The 19,249-nt window shown below is 66.7% G+C and carries 19 protein-coding genes; 8 read left to right on the top strand and 11 right to left on the bottom strand.

Annotated elements, in window-relative coordinates; translation table 11 throughout:
• Positions 1-32: 32 nt before the first annotated feature.
• The gene (locus tag AC5P9N_RS06415; RefSeq protein ID WP_012481476.1) at positions 33-479 is read left to right on the top strand and encodes a DUF4279 domain-containing protein; all 447 of its coding nucleotides are present in this window, start codon (positions 33-35) and stop codon (positions 477-479) included.
• Here AC5P9N_RS06415 and arr read toward each other — a convergent pair.
• A complete protein-coding gene (gene arr, locus AC5P9N_RS06410) occupies positions 472-906 on the bottom strand; it encodes an NAD(+)--rifampin ADP-ribosyltransferase (protein ID WP_043034266.1) in 435 nt (144 codons plus the stop codon). The two genes, AC5P9N_RS06415 and arr, sit on opposite strands and share 8 nt — an antisense overlap.
• Positions 907-1,032: 126 nt before the next feature.
• The gene (gene ubiK, locus AC5P9N_RS06405) at positions 1,033-1,284 is read right to left on the bottom strand and encodes a ubiquinone biosynthesis accessory factor UbiK (protein ID WP_005419983.1); all 252 of its coding nucleotides are present in this window, start codon (positions 1,282-1,284) and stop codon (positions 1,033-1,035) included.
• A 155-nt stretch (positions 1,285-1,439) separates the two neighbouring features.
• Here ubiK and AC5P9N_RS06400 point away from each other — a divergent pair, with 155 nt between their 5' ends.
• A complete protein-coding gene (locus AC5P9N_RS06400) occupies positions 1,440-1,778 on the top strand; it encodes a P-II family nitrogen regulator (RefSeq protein WP_005411374.1) in 339 nt (112 codons plus the stop codon).
• A gap of 279 nt (positions 1,779-2,057) precedes the next feature.
• Here the strand turns inward: AC5P9N_RS06400 and AC5P9N_RS06395 are convergent, their stop codons facing one another.
• Positions 2,058-2,717 (bottom strand): RIO1 family regulatory kinase/ATPase domain-containing protein, encoded by a 660-nt coding sequence (locus tag AC5P9N_RS06395; protein ID WP_043034268.1) that lies wholly within the window; start codon positions 2,715-2,717, stop codon positions 2,058-2,060.
• Between the two features lie 434 nt (positions 2,718-3,151).
• On the opposite strand from AC5P9N_RS06395, the gene AC5P9N_RS06390 reads away from it, so the two are divergent.
• Positions 3,152-4,057, top strand: a complete 906-nt coding sequence (locus AC5P9N_RS06390) for an aspartyl/asparaginyl beta-hydroxylase domain-containing protein (RefSeq protein ID WP_024957655.1) — start codon at positions 3,152-3,154, stop codon at positions 4,055-4,057.
• Between the two features lie 119 nt (positions 4,058-4,176).
• Here AC5P9N_RS06390 and speE read toward each other — a convergent pair whose 3' ends face one another.
• A complete protein-coding gene (gene speE / locus AC5P9N_RS06385; protein ID WP_032127130.1) occupies positions 4,177-5,028 on the bottom strand; it encodes a polyamine aminopropyltransferase in 852 nt (283 codons plus the stop codon).
• A gap of 191 nt (positions 5,029-5,219) precedes the next feature.
• Here speE and speA point away from each other — a divergent pair, with 191 nt between their 5' ends.
• Both speA and AC5P9N_RS06375 read left to right on the top strand, forming a co-directional pair.
• Positions 5,220-7,109: an arginine decarboxylase gene (gene speA / locus AC5P9N_RS06380; protein WP_005411370.1), complete on the top strand. Its 1,890-nt coding sequence runs from the start codon at positions 5,220-5,222 to the stop codon at positions 7,107-7,109.
• Positions 7,110-7,153: 44 nt separating this feature from the next.
• A complete protein-coding gene (locus tag AC5P9N_RS06375) occupies positions 7,154-7,474 on the top strand; it encodes a DUF6122 family protein (protein ID WP_005411369.1) in 321 nt (106 codons plus the stop codon).
• A gap of 443 nt (positions 7,475-7,917) precedes the next feature.
• On the opposite strand, the gene AC5P9N_RS06370 is transcribed toward AC5P9N_RS06375, so the two are convergent.
• Genes AC5P9N_RS06370 through AC5P9N_RS06360 form a run of 3 tightly spaced genes read right to left on the bottom strand, consistent with a single transcriptional unit; the run spans position 7,918 to position 10,183 of the window.
• Positions 7,918-9,237: a sensor histidine kinase gene (locus tag AC5P9N_RS06370; RefSeq protein WP_065183414.1), complete on the bottom strand. Its 1,320-nt coding sequence runs from the start codon at positions 9,235-9,237 to the stop codon at positions 7,918-7,920.
• Positions 9,234-9,893: a response regulator transcription factor gene (locus AC5P9N_RS06365; RefSeq protein WP_099484168.1), complete on the bottom strand. Its 660-nt coding sequence runs from the start codon at positions 9,891-9,893 to the stop codon at positions 9,234-9,236. The genes AC5P9N_RS06370 and AC5P9N_RS06365 overlap by 4 nt, the downstream gene beginning before the upstream one ends.
• Positions 9,893-10,183: a PepSY domain-containing protein gene (locus tag AC5P9N_RS06360; protein WP_099484169.1), complete on the bottom strand. Its 291-nt coding sequence runs from the start codon at positions 10,181-10,183 to the stop codon at positions 9,893-9,895. Before AC5P9N_RS06360 ends, AC5P9N_RS06365 begins: the two co-directional genes overlap by 1 nt.
• A gap of 150 nt (positions 10,184-10,333) precedes the next feature.
• On the opposite strand from AC5P9N_RS06360, the gene AC5P9N_RS06355 reads away from it, so the two are divergent.
• On the top strand, positions 10,334-10,768 hold the full coding sequence (locus AC5P9N_RS06355) for a PepSY domain-containing protein (RefSeq protein WP_043034271.1): 435 nt from the start codon (positions 10,334-10,336) through the stop codon (positions 10,766-10,768).
• A 129-nt stretch (positions 10,769-10,897) separates the two neighbouring features.
• On the opposite strand, the gene AC5P9N_RS06350 is transcribed toward AC5P9N_RS06355, so the two are convergent.
• The 3 genes from AC5P9N_RS06350 to AC5P9N_RS06340 all read right to left on the bottom strand — a co-directional run bounded on the left by AC5P9N_RS06350 (position 10,898) and on the right by AC5P9N_RS06340 (position 13,223).
• Positions 10,898-11,380, bottom strand: coding sequence for a hypothetical protein (locus AC5P9N_RS06350; RefSeq protein ID WP_005411364.1), 483 nt, complete (start codon positions 11,378-11,380; stop codon positions 10,898-10,900).
• A 126-nt stretch (positions 11,381-11,506) separates the two neighbouring features.
• Positions 11,507-12,715 (bottom strand): NAD(P)/FAD-dependent oxidoreductase, encoded by a 1,209-nt coding sequence (locus AC5P9N_RS06345; RefSeq protein ID WP_099484170.1) that lies wholly within the window; start codon positions 12,713-12,715, stop codon positions 11,507-11,509.
• A 13-nt stretch (positions 12,716-12,728) separates the two neighbouring features.
• Positions 12,729-13,223: a lipocalin family protein gene (locus AC5P9N_RS06340; RefSeq protein WP_049460278.1), complete on the bottom strand. Its 495-nt coding sequence runs from the start codon at positions 13,221-13,223 to the stop codon at positions 12,729-12,731.
• Positions 13,224-13,404: 181 nt separating this feature from the next.
• Between AC5P9N_RS06340 and AC5P9N_RS06335 the strand changes: the two genes are divergently transcribed.
• Positions 13,405-13,653 carry a hypothetical protein gene (locus AC5P9N_RS06335; protein WP_005414723.1) on the top strand — a complete coding sequence of 83 codons (249 nt, stop codon included), beginning with the start codon at positions 13,405-13,407 and terminating at the stop codon, positions 13,651-13,653.
• A gap of 348 nt (positions 13,654-14,001) precedes the next feature.
• Entirely contained in the window at positions 14,002-16,431 is a 2,430-nt protein-coding gene (locus AC5P9N_RS06330; RefSeq protein ID WP_099484171.1) for a DUF3772 domain-containing protein, read from the top strand.
• A gap of 544 nt (positions 16,432-16,975) precedes the next feature.
• Here the strand turns inward: AC5P9N_RS06330 and AC5P9N_RS06325 are convergent.
• Positions 16,976-19,081, bottom strand: a complete 2,106-nt coding sequence (locus AC5P9N_RS06325; protein WP_049395622.1) for a phosphoglycerol transferase I — start codon at positions 19,079-19,081, stop codon at positions 16,976-16,978.
• Positions 19,082-19,249: the final 168 nt, after the last annotated feature.

Below are 19,249 nucleotides of genomic sequence, written 5' to 3'. Positions count from 1 at the left end.
GGAAGAGATTCCGAAGGGACAACTGGATTCCCATGTCAGCATTCGATCATTCCCTGGTAACCCTCCGATTCTTCGGAGACGGCCTCCTGCCCGAAGAAGTCAGTGCCTTGCTCGGAGCGACTCCAACCGCATCGCATCACAAGGGCCAGGAACTCAGAGGCAACCAATCAGGCACCGTGCGTATCGCCAGGACCGGGGGCTGGCGACTTGATGCGGAGCGTCGTGAGCCTGAAGATCTGGAAGCGCAGATCTTCGAGATCCTCGATCAACTCACCGGCGATCTCGCCGTATGGCAGGCTCTGGCACGCTTCCGGCCTGATCTGTTCTGTGGCCTTTTCATGGGCAGCAGCAATGATGGTGTCTCGCTTTCGCCTCGCGCGCTGCTCGCCTTGGGTGAGCGCGGCATTGAGCTCGGGCTGGACATCTATGAAGCCGATGAAGAAGTGCGCAACGCCCAGCGCCAGCAGGCCATCAGTTGATGATCTCTCCACTCCCCGAAGCAACGAACGCCTTCAACTGCCGAATAAACTCCGCGTCGTAGAGCTCCCACTCCGTAATCTCCCCAACCACCCGCAACGGCTGCGCACTCCGATACGAACGCGTCGGGTTCCCGGGAAACTTCTTGTTGGTCACGTTCGGGTCGTCTTCAAACGGCCCGGTCGGCTCCACCACATACACGCGCGGCCGCCCTTCACCGCGGGCCATCTCCGCAGCCAGCCCGGCGCCCTTGGCAATGGTGGTGAAGTAGATGTGGTTCATCACCACACTGTCGCGATAGTTGGAGCGGAAGCCTGCGCTCAGCAGCTCGCCCACCGCCAGATCAGCGCGGGTGCCGTGATAGAACGGCCCGGCGACCTGGTCGCAGGTGTCATGCGAAACGGGTGTCCATTCGGTGTCCTGCGCCATCGGCACTGCCCCTGCGTGTCCTGCCGGATCGACAGGCCGGCGAGTCTAGGGCGCCCGGTGGGCCTTGCTGCAAGGCCCCATCCGGGAAATAATCTGTAAACGGGAGGCGCGGTGCGCCTCCTTTTTTCATTCTGCGGCGCCGCGCCCTTCCAGCTCGCGCACGGCAGTTTCCAGCGCATCCAGCTTCTGGCGGGTCTTCAGCAGCACGGCGCGCTGCACTTCGAACTCCTCGCGGGTGACCAGGTCCAGCTTGGCCAGGCCGGCCTGCAGCGCGCTCTTGAAGGTGGCCTGCAGTTCCTCGCGCGACTCGCGCAGGCCCGGCGGCACCAGGTCGCTGAGGCGACGGGCGAGGTCATCGATTTGATTCAGGTCGATCATGGGGTGCTCCGTGGGGGGGGGGCCGTGCATCCGGCGCGGGCAGGCCATTCGGGCACAAGGATACTGCTGGCACCCACTGCCCGGACAGGCCGCAGCGGCTTCGCACGGGCCGCGTTCAGGCGCTATCCTCCACGCCGGAAGACAGGAGATAGACGATGAAGATGGTCATGGCGGTGATCAAGCCGTTCAAGCTCGACGACGTGCGCGAAGCGCTGGCCGAGCGTGGGGTCACTGGGATCACGGTGACGGAAGTGAAGGGCTTTGGTCGCCAGAAGGGCCACACCGAGCTGTACCGTGGCGCGGAGTATGTGGTCGATTTCCTGCCGAAGGTGAAGCTGGAAGTGGCGGTGACCGATGACCAGGTGGAGGCCGTGGTTGAGGCCATCGTGAAGGCCGCCGGCACCGGCAAGATTGGTGACGGCAAGGTGTTCGTGTACGACCTGGGCAGTGTGGTGCGTATTCGTACCGGTGAGTTGGACGCGGACGCGTTGTAAGCGCGCCGCGGGCTGCCGGCACACGACAGGGATGCCGGAATGGGACGAGGTAGAGTCGACTGTTAGTCGACTTGCGCGCGCAGCGCGGGGTTTTTCGGCTTCGGAACGAAGAGCAGTCGACTAACAGTCGACTCTACCTGATAGGGCGCACGCAGCCGCCGAGATGTCGTCCCCATCGGCGCACGCCCCCCCCGAGGCATCGTCCCCGTCGGGGCACGCAGCCCCCCGGCGCTGTCCCATCTCATCTCGCGATCCATCGCCGCCCGAAAGACGCGGCGCTTACCGCCGCTTGGCCCACTTATAGAACCGCTTCCAGCCCTGCCGCACGGCCGCGACCCAGCCCGGGTCGGCCACCAGTGCGGCCTGCGCGGCACTTGGCGCCTGGCCGGTCACGCGCTGGCGGATCTTCAGCAAGTTCTTCATGTCGCTGCGGCTCAGTTGCCGGCTCAGCGGGTTGCGGCGCAGCCAGCGTGGAGCGCGCCAGGCCGAGGTGAAGTCCAGCAGCACCGGTACGCCGCCGCTGACCACCACGTTGGTGCCATGCAGGTCGTTGTGGCTGATGCCGGCGGCGTGCAGGCGGCTGAGCGCGTGCTGCAGCTGCTCGAACACGTCATTGCCCACGGCCTGCGCGGTGCTCAGGGTCTGGCCGGGGATGAATTCCATGCCCAGCGCCAGGCCACCGAGGGTGCCGAGCAGCGCGGGGGCATGCTTCCAGCCGCCCAGGCGCTGCAGCATGCGGGCTTCACGGCGCACCATCAGTCGCGCGATTAGCGAAACGGGCGTGCCGCGGTAGCGGGAATAGTCCTTGATGACTGCCTCGCGCCCGTCCAGGCAGGTGCGATAGACGTCAGGGGCCAGGAAGCGTTCGCCGCGCTTGAGCAGCAGCGGGGTGGCGGCCTCATCGCCGCAGGAGGAGGGGGGCAGAGCAGGAAGATACATGTCGGGGTCTCGGACGACCCGGTGGGTGGCGCAAAGCGTCAAGCGAACCGGTGTTACAGGGAGTTACTAAGTTTTCGTTAATTTTAGTACTCGCCAGTTCGCTATTCCACGATTTGTCGGAGAAATGTCAGGGGCGTGGCTGGAACAGTTCGTCGCGCTCAATCGGACAATTATGTCTCACTTGGTCGACGGTTCTTTCCGAATCAATAGGTTGGGCGTCGCATCGGTTCGTTCATCCGCGGCCCGCTGAACGTCGCGCACGTCCGGCTTGACCCCGACGCACGGCCTGCCGACCATAAGCTGTTAATTCGCGACATCGGCGGCCGCACCCTTCGGCACGTCCCGTTCCCTGCCGCGTTCCTTACCGGTGCTGGCCGCCAGGCCGTGCACCACCCCGATTCCCGTTCCGGCCGCGGCTGGAGGAAAGTGCTTTGATCATCAAAATCGTCATTGCAGCGCTGTTCGTCGCCTGCGTGCTGTACATCCACTTCCGTGGCAAGGTCCGCGCGCGCTGGTCGCGCCAGCTGCTGGACCACTCCAGTTTCATGGCCCCGATCAACGTGGTCATGTACATGTTCTCGAAGGTGCCGACCACGCCGTTCCTGGACCCGGCCAAGGAGTTCCCGCAGCTGGAGCCGCTGCGCCAGAACTGGCAGATGATCCGCGATGAAGCGCTGGCGCTGCGCGATGCGCAGAAGATCGCCGCGTCCAGCACGTTCAATGATGCCGGCTTCAATTCGTTCTTCCGCCGTGGCTGGAAGCGCTTCTACCTGAAGTGGTACGGCCCGTCGCACCCGTCGGCGAAGGCGATGTGCCCCAAGACCACGGCGTTGCTGGAGTCCCTACCGGACGTGCGTGCGGCGATGTTCGCGCAGCTGCCGTCGGGCAGCGAGCTGCGTCCGCACCGCGACCCGTTCGCTGGTTCGCTGCGCCTGCACCTGGGCCTGGCCACGCCGAACAACGACGGCTGCTACATCGAAGTGGACGGCATCAAGAAGAGCTGGCGCGATGGCGAGTGGATGATGTTCGACGAGACCTACATCCACCACGCGCACAACGAGACGCCCGATGACCGCGTGATCCTGTTCTGCGACATCGCCCGCCCGCTGCGCTTCGGCCTGCCGGGGCTGTTCAACCGCGCCGTGGCGGCCACGCTGTTGGCCGGCGGTGCCTCGCCGAACCTGCCGGGTGACCCGACCGGTGGCGTCAACAAGGCGTTCGGCAGCGTCTACAAGGTGCGGTTGAAGGCCAAGGCACTGCGCGAGCGCAGCGTGGTGGCCTACCAGCTGATCAAGTGGGGCCTGGTGGTGGCGGTGATTGCCGGTATCTGGGCGCTCTGATCGTTACATGAGGTTGCCGGCCAGCGGCCGGTACTACCGGAACATGAAAAAAACCCGCGCTGTCGCCAGCGCGGGTTTTTCTTTTGCATGGGTGGGTGCCGACCGTTGGTCGGTACGCCTTACTTCAATGCCGCCTGCACGAACGGCGGGGTCACCAGCACGCCGGTGTGCAGCGCGGCGGTGTAGTACAGGGTGTTGAAGGTCTTGGCGGCCGAGTCGGCCTGGCGGAAATCGAAGCTGCTGTCGCCCTTGCGCGCCATGGTCACGCTCCACCAGCCGGTGGGGTAGCACGGCTGCGGGAACGGCAGGGTCTTGAACGAACCGAAGCCGGCCTTGCCCATCTCGGTGCGCATTTCGTTGATCAGGTCCAACTGCATCAGCGGCGACTCGGACTGCTGCACCAGGATGCCGTCGTCCTTCAGGGCCTTGAAGCAGCTCTCGTAGAAGGCTTTGTTGAACAGGCCTTCGCCCGGGCCGACCGGGTCGGTCGAATCCACGATCACCACGTCCACGCTGCCCGCCGGGCAGTTGGCCATGTAGGCCACGCCGTCGTCGAACAGCAGCTCGGCGCGGGCGTCGTCGTTGGAGTCGCACAGTTCCGGGAAGTGCTTGCGCGCCATCACCGTGACCTGCTCGTCGATATCGCACTGGGTCACGCTCTCCACGCCGGTGTGCTTGAGCACTTCGCGCAGGGTGCCGCAGTCGCCGCCGCCGATGATCACCACGCGCTTGGGCGCGGCGTGGGTGAACAGCACCGGGTGGCTGATCATCTCGTGGTAGAAGAAGTTGTCCTTGCTGGTCAGCATGATGGCCCCGTCGATGGTCATCAGGTTGCCCCAGTCGGTGGTCTGGAAGATCTCGATCTTCTGGAACGGCGACTGCACCTCGTCGAGCTTGCCGGTGATGCGGTAGCCGATGGCCGAGCCGGTGCGCTCGAAGTGTTCGATGTACCAGTTGTTGCTGTCAGTCATTGGAAAACAGTCCTGTTCGGAGGGGTGGAGCCGGGCTGGCGGGCGGGGCCGCGTGGCACAGATGCCACATCCGGACGGATCGGCCCGTTCAGGTTGGAACCTGTCACGGGCGCGGGCGCGCATGATAACGAACCTGTGGGCATATAGGCGTTATCATGCCCCCCCTTTTATTGCCAACAAGGCCGACTGAAATGACCGATTGGTCCCTCGACCAAGCCCGCAAGACCTACTCGATCCCGCATTGGGCGGACGGTTACTTCGACGTGGATCAGGCCGGGCACATGGTGGTGAGACCGACCGGGGCGGACGGCCCGGTGGTGTCGCTGCCCAAGGTGGTCGATGCGGCGCGCGCGGCCGGTGCCAAGCTGCCGCTGCTGGTGCGCTTCCCGGACATCCTCGGCCAGCGCCTGGGCAAGCTGCAGGCGGCCTTCGCCCAGGCCCAGCAGGACTGGGAGTACAGCGGCGGCTACACCGCCGTGTACCCGATCAAGGTCAACCAGACCCGCGGCGTGGCCGGCACCCTGGCCAGCCACCACGGCGAAGGCTTCGGCCTGGAAGCGGGCAGCAAGCCCGAGCTGATGGCCGTGCTGGCGCTGTCGCGCCCGGGTGGCCTGATCGTCTGCAACGGTTACAAGGACCGCGAGTACATCCGCCTGGCCCTGATCGGCCGCAAGCTGGGCCTGCAGACCTTCATCGTCATCGAGAAGCCGTCCGAGCTGAAGCTGGTGCTGGAAGAGTCCAAGGCGCTGGACGTGAAGCCGGGCCTGGGCGTGCGCATGCGCCTGGCCTCGCTGGGCGCCGGCAAGTGGCAGAACAGCGGTGGCGACAAGGCCAAGTTCGGCCTGTCGCCGCGCCAGCTGCTGGACCTGTGGAAGTCGCTGCGTGACACCGAGTACGCCGACTGCCTGAACCTGCTGCACTTCCACATGGGCTCGCAGATCTCCAACGTGCGCGACATCGCCAACGGCATGCGCGAAGCCACCCGCTACTTCGTGGAGCTGTCGCGCCTGGGCGCGAAGATCACCCACGTCGATGTGGGCGGCGGCCTGGGCGTGGACTATGAAGGCACGCGCTCGCGCAGCTTCTGCTCGATCAACTACGGCCTGCATTCCTACGCCAGCAACATCGTGCAGCCGCTGGCCAATGCCTGCGAAGAGTTCGGCCTGACCCCGCCGCGCATCGTCACCGAGTGCGGCCGCGCGATGACCGCGCACCACGCGGTGCTGATCGCCAACGTCTCGGAAGTGGAAGAGGCGCAGGAAGGCCGCGTGCCGGACCAGCACGACGACGAGCCGGCGGCGATCCGCCACCTGCGCGAGATCCACGACGAACTGGACGTGCGTCCGGCGGTGGAACTGTTCCAGGAGGCACAGCACTTCCACGCCGAAGGCCTGGCCAGCTACGCGCTGGGCCAGATCGACCTGCCGCAGCGTGCGCGCATCGACGATCTGTTCTACGCCATCGCCCATGGCGTGCGTGCGCGCCTGAGCTACGACGAGAAGAGCCATCGCCCGGTGCTGGACGAACTGAACGAGCGCCTGGTCGACAAGTACTTCGTCAACTTCAGCGTGTTCGAGTCGATCCCGGACGTGTGGGCGATCGACCAGGTGTTCCCGATCGTGCCGATCGAGCGCCTGGACGAAACCCCCGACCGCCGCGGCATCATCGCCGACATGACCTGCGACTCGGACGGCATGGTGGAAACCTATGTCGAGAACGAGAGCCTGGACAGCTCGCTGCCGCTGCACAAGATGAAGCCGGGCGAGAGCTACCGCATCGGCTTCTTCATGGTCGGCGCCTACCAGGAAATCCTGGGCGACATCCACAACCTGTTCGGTGATACCGACGCGGTGGAAGTGCTGGCCGATGCCGATGGCTATGCCATTACCCAGCAGCGCCGTGGCGACACCACCGACGTGATGCTGGACTACGTGGGTTACCGCCTGGACGAACTGCGCGCGACCTATGCCCAGCGCGTGGCCGAGGCCCAGTTGTCGCCGGAACGCGCGCAGGAGTTGTCGGAGGCGCTGGAAGCCGGCCTGACCGGTTACACCTACCTGTCCGACGAACCGCTGGTCTGATGTAAACGGGAACGCCGGGCGTAGGCCCGGCGCTACCGGCCCCGATGAGCGCGCGCGCGATCTTCCACCTGTTCCTGCATGCCGCCGTGCCAGCCCTGCTGGCATGGCTGTTCTGGCGCAAGCGCTTTGCTTCGGCGTGGCTGCTGATGCTGCTGGGCTGGATCATCGACCTGGACCACCTGCTGGCCGACCCGATCTACGCACCGAACCGCTGCAGCATCGGTTTCCATCCGCTGCACACCGCACCGGCGATTGCCGTGTATGCAGGCCTGTGCGTGCCGAAGAAAACGCGGTTGTTCGGCATCGGTTTGATCATCCACATCGTGCTGGACGCGATTGATTGCTGGTGGATGCATCACCGTTGATGTTTGATGTGTGTCGACCAAGGTCGACACCTACCGGGTGTACGGCGACCGGTCGGATTGGCGCTTGGTAGAGCCGGCCGCTGGCCGGCTTCCGCGGGGCGTTCCCTGATCACGCGGTTGCCGGCCAGCGGCCGGCATTCCCCATCGTTGGGTTGGCCAATGTCGACGCCTACCGGGCGTACGGCGACCGGCCGGATTGGCGCTTGGTAGAGCCGGCCGCTGGCCGGCTTCCGCAGGGCGTTTCCGGTGACCACGTGGTTGCCGGCCAGCGGCCGGCACTACCCACCGTGAGGTTGGCCAATGTGGACACCTACCGGGTGCACGGCGACCGGTAGGATTGGCGCTTGGTAGAGCCGGCCGCTGGCCGGCTTCCCCAAGGCGTTCCCGGCGACCACGTGGTTGCCGGCCAGCGGCCGGCACTACCCACCGTTAGGTTGGCCGCTTCACGCCACCGGCAACCACAACGTTGCGCGCAGGCCGGGCTGCGCATTCTCCAGCGCCAGGCGCCCGCCATAACTGGCGGCGATATCGCCCACGATGGCCAACCCCAATCCACTGCTGCCCTCGCGCTCATCCAGGCGTACACCACGCTGTGTGACCTGGGACAGCGCATCCGCCGCCAGGCCAGGGCCGTCATCACGCACTTCGATGCGTAACTGCCCGTCGTGGGCTTCCGCTTCGACAGTGACCTGCTGTTGCGCCCACCGCCCGGCGTTGTCCAACAGATTACCCAGCATCTCTTCCAGATCCGCACTGGCACCGGCAAACTGCAACGCCGGATCAATGCCTTCCGCTGTGAACGCAACGCCGCGTTCGCCATGCACGCGTGCCATCAGCCGGCACAGCGCCTGTGCGACGGCCGCCACGTCGGTGCGCTGGCGATGGTCGGCAGCCAGTCCTGCAGCCAGGTAACGGTCGACACTGGCCTGCATGCGCGCACTCTGCTCGCGCACGGTGGCACGCCAGTGCGTACCGTCGCCGTCGGCCTCGGTGGCCAACACGCTCAGTGGAGTCTTCAGCGCGTGCGCCAGATCCTGTGCACTGGTACGCGCGCGTGCGACCATGCGTTGCTGGTGCTCCAGCAGCGCGTTGAGTTCTTCGCCCAGTGGCGCGACCTCCGCCCCAAGTCCCTGCGTCTCGATGCGCTGCGCGTCGCCGCGACGAACCCGTTCCAGCTGTGCACCGAGGCGGTGCAGCGGACGCAATCCGAAGTGCACCTGGCTGGCCAGCACCGCCAGCCAGGCCGCGACCAGCACGCCCAGCGCGATGGCGGTGCGCTTGCGGAACGCGGCTACATCCGCATCCAGCGCGCTGCGGTCGGTGGCAACCACGGCCACGAACGGTGCGCTGGCGCGCGGCAGGCGCACCTGTTGCACGCGTGCACGCAGGGACTGCTGGAGTGGCCCAGCCAGATTGCGCGTGGCCGCACCTGTGGCCATGGCCGGCAGGGTTTCATCCCACAACGAGCGTGACTGCAGCAGCACGCGGCCGTCGGCACCGGCGATCTGCCAGTACGCACCGGAGAACACCCGCTGGAAGCGCGCATCGTTCGGTTCCTGGCGCAGCTGCAGCTGGTTGTCGGGGGTGACTTCCATCTGCGCGACCAGGGTCAGCATGTCCTGCTGCAGTTCGTGGTCCAGCCGATCACGCGCGCTGCGCTTGAACAGTTCGCCCAGCAGCGCACTGGCCAGCAACGAGACCAGCAGCAGGCCGACGCCACCGGCCAGCAGCAGGCGCCGCCGCAGCGAGGGCTGCCGCGTCACGGCGCCGCCAGCCGCCAACCCTGGCCGCGCACGGTCTGGATCAGTTCGGTACCGAGCTTGCGGCGCACGCGCCCCAGCAGCACATCCAGCGCGTTGGAGTCGGGATCCAGCCCGCCCTCGAACACCTGTTCGCCGAGTCGATCACGGCCGATCACCTGGCCGCTGTGGTGGATGAAGTAACTGAGCAGGCGGAACTCCTGCGGGCTCAGCGCCAGCGGCTGTCCGTCCAGTTCGAAGCGACCGGCGTTGACGTCCAGCTGCAGCGGGCCGCAGTGCAGGCGCGGGCTGGCGTGGCCGTGGCTGCGGCGGATCAGGGCGCGCAGCCGCAGCACCAGCTCGTCGGCCTGGAACGGTTTGGTCAGGTAGTCGTCGGCACCGGCATCGAAGCCGGCCAGCTTGTCGTGCCAGCGCCCGCGCGCGGTCAGCACCAGCACCGGGAAGCCGCGGCCGTTGCCGCGCCAGCGTTCGATCACGCTCAGTCCGTCCAGGCCGGGCAGGCCAAGGTCAACGATGGCCGCCTGCAGGTCCTCGATCTGGCCGGTTTCCTCGGCCTCGCGCCCGTCGGCAACCTGGTGCACCACGTAACCGGCCTGCTCAAGCAGGGGCACCAGGCGCTGTGCCAGCGCGGCATCGTCTTCGGCCAACAGGATGCGCATCAGTCGTCCAGCTCCGTCTTCAGCAGCTTTCCGCTGCGCGCATCATAGTCCAGCTCGACCACCACGCCATCGCCGCGCAGGATCTCCACTTCGTAGACGCCGTCGTCCAGCTCCACTTCCAGCAGCTGCCCCGGGTAGCGCTTGAGCGCGTCGCGCACCACGCTTTCCAGCGGCACGTAGCGGCCCTGCTGCACAGCGCGACGCGCGACCTGCTGCGCCGGATCCTGCACGGGCGCAGCGGCGGACGGGGCGTTGGCCAGGGCCAGCAGCAGGGGCAGGGTGGCGAGCATCGCGGGCGTGTGAGGGAAGGGGACCAGGCGTGAGTGTGCAGCGGCCGACTAACAGCGGGCTAACAGCGCCGGCTAAGGGGCTGTTAACCACCCCGTGCATCGTGGCGTTGCCGGGATGGTCCGGCCATGAACACGAACAGGAGAATCCCCATGTTGAAGTCGCTTGCCCTCGCCACCGTCGCCGCCCTGGCCATCGTACCGGCCGCTCAGGCCGCACCGCTGGGCATGGCCCAGGTTGAACAGACCCTGCGCAAGGCCGGTTACACCCAGATCCACGAGATCGAGCGTGATGACAGCCTGTGGGAAGCGGACGTGAGCCGCGCCGATGGCCGCTTCAGCGAGGTCTACGTGGACCCGAAGACCGGCGAGATCTTCGACGAGCACAACGGGCGCGCGCTGCTGACCACCGAGCAGGTGCTGGCACGGGCACAGGCACATGGCCTGCGCGAGATCCATTCGCTGGAACGCGATGGTGCCACCTGGTCGCTGGAAGCGCGCAATGCCCGCAACCAGAAGGTGGAAGTGCGCCTGAGCGGTTATGACGGCCGCATCCTGCACAGCGAGCGCGATGGCTGGCTGGATTGATTCCAGATCCGGTAGATGCCGACCTTGGTCGGCATACGGGGAAGAAGCGTGTCGACCAAGGTCGACACCTACCGGGCATAGGCACCGGTGGTGGCCGACCTTGGTCGGCCCAGGCGCGGGTGCCAGCCCTTACCAGCCGAACGGCGGCGGGTAGTCCCAGTAGCCCGGCCCGCGGCCGTAGTAGCCACCATACGGGCCGAAGAAGCCCGGGCCCTTGCCCTCGCTCACGTGGATGTTGACGTTGACCCCGTGGGTCTTGCCCTCATCGGTGGTGTAGTTCTTGCTCAGGTTCAGCGTGGCGGCGTTGTAGTGGCTGTTGCCACCGTTCTTGGAATAGCCGATGCCGGTGGTGAAGCTGCCGGATACCTTGACCTTGTCGTCGGTGACGTCGGCGATCTTCGCGTCGTCGTGTACGCGCGGGCCGCTCTTGTCACCGTAGTACGTGCCCGGCGGATCCTGCTGCAGGGCCGGGTCGTTGAGGTAGCGCATCGGCGCCTGCGGCAGCGTCAGGTCCAGGCCGGCAGCCTGCGGCGCGGTGGCGCCGGCGGCGGACTGGGCCAGCACGGTTCCCGGCAGGGCCAGGCACAGCAGCAGGGTCAGGGGGCGGATCATGACGGCGCTCCAGCGGACAGGTGGCCACGCAACACGCGGCGGTACAGGCCGACGCTAGCAGGGGCTGCTTGAATGATGCCTGTCAGCGCCCGCTCGCGGTAGAGCCAGGCCATGCCTGGCTGCAGGCTACAACCGCCCGAACCCGAACAGCCCCGCCAGCGGATGCGCCCGCCGCTCGATCCCGGCCCGCAGCAGCTGCGCGCCGATCATCGAATAGGTGATGCCGTTGCCGCCGTAGGCCATGGCGAAGTGCACCCGCGGCCCCCACTGATCGTGCGGGCCGAAGAACGGCAGGCCGTCCGCCGTTTCGGCGAAGGTGCCGGCCCAGGAAAACGCCGGCACCGGGTCCAGCCGTGGGAACCAATGCAGCAGCTGCTTCATCAGCTTGTCGGCCTTGCTCTCAACGCGCCGGTCGCGGCGGGCGGGGATGTCGATGGCGTCGTCCAGCCCGCCCACCAGCAGGCGACGGTCGCCGGTGGCGCGCAGGTACAGGTAGGGGCGGGCGCTCTCCCACACCATGGTGGTGCGCAGCCGGCCGAGCACGTCCGCATCGATGGGATCGGTGATGAAGGCGTAGCTGCTGCGGTTGCGTGCAACCCGTTGCTTGAGCCAGCGCTGGTTGGCATAGCCCATGGCCAGCACCACGTGGCGTGTGCGGATGGTGGCACCATCTTCGGTACGGGCGGTCACCCCGCGCGCAGTGGCGTCGAGGCTGTGCAGCACCGTGCGGTCATGCACGTGGCCGCCGCGCCGACGCAGGCGCTGCAGCAGCGCATAGGTCAGCCGATACGGATCGACCCGCGCCGCCTGGCGCGTGAGCAGGGCACCACCGGCGTCCACCTCGAAGCGTTCCTGCAGTGCCTCCGGGCCCAGCCAGCGGGCATCCAGGCCGATGCTGCGCCGCGCCTCACCTTCGGCCATCAAGCGCGGAACGTCGCGATGGCGGCTGGCCAGGTACAGGCTGTCCATGCGCTGGAAATCCACGTCCTTCAACCCGCGTGCCACGTCGCCCAGCGCTGGGATTGCTTCCGCACACGCCCGGTAGGCAAGCGCCGCGGCGTCCTGGCCATAGCGCTGGGCCAGTTCCAGCAGGTGGGTGTCGATCTCGTACTGCAGCAGCGCGGTGCTGGCAGCGGTGCTGCCCCAGCCGATGTCACGCTGCTCGATCACCGCCACGTCGTGGCCATGCCCGGACAACTCGTCGGCAATCAGCGCACCGGTGATGCCGCCGCCGACCACCAGCACGTCGCAGCGCAGATCCCGCTCCAGCGGTGGGAAGGCGTGGATCAGGCCGTTGCGCACCGCCCACCACGGGTAGCCACTCTTCAGGTCCATGGGCGTGCGCGGCTCAGGCTGTCGGGCGACCGGTGTGCGGGGTGTGGATCAGTTCGGACAGATCGAAGCCCTGCAGGCGGGCAGTCGCCAGATAATGGTCCTGCACGGTGGCGTCCAGGCGCGGCTCGCGCGCCAGTAGCCAGAGGTACTTGCGGTCCGGACTGCCGACCAGTGCGACGCTGTAGTCCGGGGCGACCTGGATCACCCAGTAGTCGCCCTTGGCGAACGGCAGCCAGCGCAGGCCCTTGGGCAGGAAGCTGACCTCCAGCCGCGCGCTGTCGTTGTCCACGGCGCAGGCTTCGCCGCTGGCTTCCTCGACCTCGCCGTCCATGCGGCAGCGGTTGGTGACGCCGACGTTGCCGTTGTCGAGCAGGGTGTAGTGCGCCGACACGTCGGTGCAGCCCTCCGGCTCGTGGCGCATCGGCAGGCGTGCGATCTCGTACCAGGTGCCCAGGTAGCGGGGCAGCTTGAGGCCGGCGACGGTCTTCAGCGGCGGGTGGTCGGTCATCGGCAGTCGTGGCAGGGGGGGCCTCCACGATGCCGATGGCCTTGCCATGGGCGGGTGAAGCCGGGGCGATGGCCGTGTCCAGAACGTTCCGTCGCCGCTGCGGCGTGCCCGTTGTCACCGGTGCGGCGGTATGCTGCGGCCAGCGCCGTGTTTTCCTGATCCAACCGAAGTGGAGGTGCCGATGTACCAGGTGATCCTGTTGAAGAGTGAATCCGCGTTCGCACGCGAGCAGTGGCCGCAGGTTGATGACCTGGTCGACTACGAGGGCGTCAGCTACAGCCTGCGTGCCGGCCCGCGCCAGCCACTGCCGACCGACCACGACTGGCACCCGGTGGCGGTGTATGCGCCCGATGAGATCACCGAGGAAGAGTTCCAGGACTGGTACGCGCTGCAGCAGCCGGCCGTCGAAGAGCTGCGCCTGAAGTACTGACTTCGCCGGCGTGGCGCGCGTGCGCGCGGAAACGCAGGCGGGGTGAACCGACGGGGTAGAGTCGACTGTTAGTCGACTGCTCTTCGCTGGACGCTGTGCCAAAGCCCGCGCTGCGCGCGATAGTCGACTAACAGTCGACTCTACCCCGTCGATTCGCCCGGCCACGATCACCCCGCCGCAATCGCCAGGCCGTTATCGCCAGGCCGTTATCGCCCCGTCGTGACCACCCCGCGCCATCACCCCGTCGAAGCTCCCATCGCGGTGGCTGTGGTCCTCTGCCCCACCATCCGGCCTTTACCGCCTGTGCCGTATAGTCGCGCGCAGGCGCGGTGGTCCGCGCGAAACGGTGTGGCTGGCGTGTCTTCTTTCCTGCGATCGATCCGTGCACGGGGGCCTTGGCTGGCCCTGCTGCTGTGCACTGCCTTCCTGCTGTCCGCACCGGTGCTGGCCCAGGATGAGGACCCCACGCCGAAGCAGCAACTGGCGGACATCGATTCCAGGCTGAAGGAGGTCGAGCGCAAGCGGGGCGATGCAGAGGCCATCGAGACACTGGCGATGCTGTCCGAGAATGCCTCGCAGGCCCGGCGCGATGCCGAAGCGCTGGAGAAGGCGTTGCAGCCGCAGCTGGATCGGATAAGCGAACAGCTGGCGCAGCTGGGCACGCCTGCGGAAGGCACCACCGAACCGCCGGAACTGGCCGCGCAACGACGCACCATCACCAAACAGCGCGACGGCCTGGCCGCGTCGGTAGCGCAGGCCAAGGCCAGTGCCGTGCGTGCCCAGCAGCTGGCAGCCGACATCGACCAGCAGCGCACTGCGCAACGCGCCGAAGACATGGGGAAGAAGGTCGCCTCGCCGTTGTCTCCGGCGCTGTGGAGCAAGGTGGCCGAGCGCCTGCCGATCGATATCGCACGCGTTGCGCCGTTGGCCGAGCAGGGGCGCGATACGTTTGTTGCTGGTGTCCGGGCCAATGGCTGGGGCACGCCGTTGCTGGGCCTGCTGGCCGCGCTGGTGATGATGTTCCCGCTGCGGCTGTGGCTGCGCAGGCTGGGGCGGCGCTTTGCGGCGTCCGAGCGTGCGCCGGACGGTCGCCTGCGGCGATCCGGCCTGGCCATGTGGCTGCTGCTGGTCGGTACGCTGCTGCCCGGCTATGCCGTGGTGGTGCTGATGGCAGCGCTCGATGCGATCGATGCGATTGCGCCGCGCCTGCAGGTGGTGGCCGACGGCCTGGAGACGGCCACCTTCCGCGCCGCCTTCATTGCGGCGCTCAGCGCGTGCATGCTGGTACCCAAGCGTCCGTCGTGGCGGTTGCTGAATCTGGATGACACCGCCGCACTCAAGCTGCGCAAGTACGCGTGGGGCGCGGCGGCGCTGGCCTGGCTGAGCACGGTGCTGGTCGCCCTCGATCAGGCCACGCGTACCAGCGACGTCACCACGGTGGCGCTGGACGGCCTGATTGCGCTGACCTACCTCGGCCTGATCATGGCCATGCTGGTGACCCTGGCACGCCTGCATCGCCGGCAGACCGCCGAGGCCGAGGCCAAGCTGGAGGCACAGGCCGATGGCGTGGGCGCGGCCACGCCGGTGCGTCGCAGCAGCTGGCTGGTACTGGCCCGGGTAGCGGGCAACATCGCGGTGGTGGCGGCCATCATCGCCACATTGCTGGGCTACCTGAACTTCGCCAAGTTCGTGAACCAGCAGCTGATCGGCGGCAGCATCGTAGTGCTGGCCGCGACCCTGCTGTTCAAGTTCGTCGATGACCTGAGCACCTGGATGCTCAACGCCGACAGCAAGGTTGGCCAGACCATCCTGCTCAGCACCGGCCTGAGCGTATCGCGGCTGGAGCAGGCCGGTGTGCTGCTGTCGGCGGCGCTGCGTACCGTGGTTGTGTTGATCACGCTGCTTGCCCTGGTGGCGCCGTTCGGCAACATCGGCGCGGTGGTGGAGCGATTCACTTCACTGTTCACGACCGGATTCGATATCGGTGGCACCAAGCTGGCACCGGCGGGGATCGTGTTGGCGGTACTGGCGCTGCTGGCCGGCCTGGCGATCACCCAGCTGGTGCAGCGCTGGTTGACCGACACCTACCTGCCCAAGACCGAACTGGACCTGGGCGCACGCAACTCGGTCAGTACCGTTGCCCGTTACGTGGGCATCATCATCGCGGTGATCTGGGCGCTGTCGGCCATGGGCCTGCAGTTGAGCAAGCTGGCGTTGCTGGTCAGTGCGCTGTCAGTGGGTATCGGTTTCGGCCTGCAGGTGATCACCCAGAACTTCGTCTCCGGCTTGATCCTGCTGGCCGAGCGCCCGGTGAAGATCGGCGACTGGGTGAAGCTGGGCGACCAGGAGGGCGACATCCGCCGCATCAGCCTGCGTTCGACCGAGATCCAGGTGGGCGACAAGTCGACGCTGATCGTGCCCAACTCCGAGCTGGTCACCAAGACCGTGCGCAACATGACGATGGGCAACAACCAGGGCCGCATCCAGATCCAGTTCGCGGTGCCGCCCAGCACCGATGTCGGCAACCTGCGGCAGGCGTTGCTGGATGCGTACACCGCGCATACCAACGTGCTGAAGCAGCCGGCGCCGACGGTCTACATCGACAGCATTGCCGGTGGCCAGATCACCATCAACAGCTTCGCGTACGTGGCCAGCCCGCGGCAGGTCTACGCCACCCGCAGCGATCTGTACTTCAGCCTGCTGCAGATACTGGCGGAGCGGAACATTCCGCTGTCGACCCCGACCGATATCCACATCACCCGCGATCCGCAGGAGTAGGGGGTGTTCTGCAGGGCTGCGCCCTGCACCCGTGGTAGTGCCGGCCGCTGGCCGGCCACCTCAGAAGCAACAGCAACAGCGGGCATTCCGTGGTTTGGCGGGGTGGGTCCGGTTGCGGGGGACGCTGCAAGTACGTCCATGTAAGCTCGGTCGCCGCATCCATGCGGCTCACGCCCCCGCAACCGGACCCACCCCGCCTTCGACAGTTTGCTGCGGTCTGTTGGGCATGCCGATGGGGTCAGATCCGTTTTCCGGAGGAAAACGGATCTGACCCCAGATTGATTTCGATATCTGACAGAAGTGTCGACCAAGGTCGACACGTACTGACAGCCGCAGGAATCTGTCAGAGGTGGGGCGGTGTCGGAGTGCGGGGTGTCAGCCGCATGGATGCGGCTGCCAAGCCTCCAGGGACGGATTTACGGCGTGCCCGCACTCCGACACCGCCCCGCCCAACCACGGAATGCCCGCTGTTGCTGTTGCTTCTGAGGTGGCCGGCCAGCGGCCGGCACTACCACGGGTGCAGGGCGCAGCCCTGCAAAGAACCCTACCCCCGCGGTCGGCCGCGCGAGGGCACCAGTGCGAACGTATCCACTGCCAGCTTCTCGGCATGGTTCAACCACGCGCGGATCTCCAGATCATCCACTTCGTGGTCCAGCCCGAACGACACGTTGATCTTGCCGTTGGCATCGGGCTGCACCCACTGCTGGGCCAGCACCACCTTGCGCTGCGAGGACACCGCCTCGATCCAGAAGCCACGATCCGGCCGCGTGCTCGCCACCAGCTGCAGCATGTACTGGCCGGCGCGGGTGCGGCGACCCTTCTGGGTGATCATGTGCGCCTGGCGCACGCTCGGGCGCGGGCCCTGGAATGCGTCCAGCGGTGCGTCCACGGCAATGCCGCCACGCAGGTCGTTGTCGCGGTACAGCTTGATGCCGTTGTCGCGGTTGACCAGCAGGGCGCACCAGTCGCCATCGGCCGAGCCGTCCTCGAACGCGGTGCAGCGGTCGACATAGGCCAGGGTGTTGTCCGGGTCGGCATCATCAAACTGGCGCGAGGTGTTCTCCAGGTACACCGACTTCAATCCCCAGTCCTTGTCGTATTCCAGCAGCACCGGCGGTTGCACGTGCTGCAGGCCGACCACCACCTGGTCGTCGCCGTCGATCTTCAGTTCGCGGGTCGGCTCACCCAGCCACAGCGAGCGGGCGAAGGCGAGGTACTGCGGGTAATCTCGGCCGCCATCACGCTGGGTGGCCACGCTGGCGCTGGGCGCGCGCTGGGTATCGATCAGTGAACGGCCAAAGCCCATCGTCTTCAGGTTCGGGTCCAGCAGGCTGAGCAGGGTCGCACCCGAATCCAGGGTGGTGCCGGCGTCGGCGCTGAGCTGCTGCGGCGCAATGCCATCGCCGAGGAACAGCAGCAGGTTCTCGCGCTTCTGCCGGGTCAGGATGTGGGTCAGATCGTTGGGCATCGCCAGGTGGTCGGAGGCGATCACGATCAGCGTGTCCTTGCCGTACGGGCTGGCCTGGATGCGTTCGACCAGCTGCGAGATCAACCGGTCACTGCACTTGAGCGCGTTGAGCATGTTGATGTTGCCGTACTGGCTCTGGTAGCGCTCGCCCTTGCACGACACCGGCAGGTGGCCCGCCGGGTGGTGGGTGTCCATGGTCAGCGTGGTGAGCATGAAAGGCGAGCCGGCGCGCGAGAGCTGTTCGAAGCGCTGGTAGGCGGTATCCAGCAGCACGTCGTCGTGCACGCCCCAGGCGGAGTAGTGGATGCGCCCGATCTTTTTCTGCTGCTTGAACCAGGCGAGGTCATGCACTTCGTCAAAGCCGTGGCTGGCGAGGAACTGGCCCTTGCCGGCGAACTGGCCGTTGGCCCCGCCCAGGTAATGGTTGGTATAGCCCTGCTGCTTCAGGTAGTCGCCCAGGCACACCGCCTTGGGCAGGAAGCTGCCCATCCGGTCCATGCTGTTCTCATCGCCCTGCGAAGTGGTCAGCGGCACGCCGCACATCGACGACACCAGGCCGGCGATGGTCCAGCCGCTGCCCTCGGCCGAGGCCAGGTTGCGCACGTCCAGCGACTCGGACGCCAGCCGGTTGAGATTGGGCATCAGGCCTGGGAATACGTTTTCGTCCAGGTACGTGCGCTCCAGGCTCTCGCCGTAGATCCAGACGATGTTGCGCGGGCGCTGCAGCGGCTGCGTCGGCACCTGGTATTCGGGGGCGATGCGGGCGAAGTCGACCGGGCGCAGCTGCTGGTACAGGCGTTGGCCGTCGCGGGCCAGCGGGCTGATCATGATCGTGGCCACCCACACGGCCGCGAAGCCCGCGAACAGCGCGCCACCGTGGCCGGGCCGGCGCCAGCGCTTCACCCGCGTGGCGAACAGCGGCAGCAGCGAGACCAGCGCCAGCACGATGAAGCCGGCGATGTAGCCCTTGAAGTCGGAGACTCCGGCGCCTTCCATGTCGGCGCCGAGGTGGTACAGCGTGGCGGCGTTGAGCCCATCACCGGACAGCTTGTCGATCAGCCACCATGCGCTGAGCGTGAGCAGCAGCAGCGAGAACGCACTGGCCTTCCACCACACCCATTTGCCGGACGCGAGGAACAACCAGCACAGCAGCAACAACGACAGCAGCAGTATCCAGAGCATAGGCAGCTTCGGCAGTGACGGGGTGGTGGTGATGGACGTCGTACCGACGCGTGTCCATCCGACCGGCGCTGCCGCAAGCACATGCATGTGACAGGCCGATGACCCGATAGTGCATGCACGAACCTGACTGAATTGTTTGTTGAAATGACGCGCGCGAAATCGCGCTCA

It is taken from the genome of Stenotrophomonas sp. YJH_SMC_6 (assembly GCF_059371335.1).
Note: the sequence above shows the minus strand (reverse complement) of the source record. Positions and strands in the feature narration are given on the sequence as shown.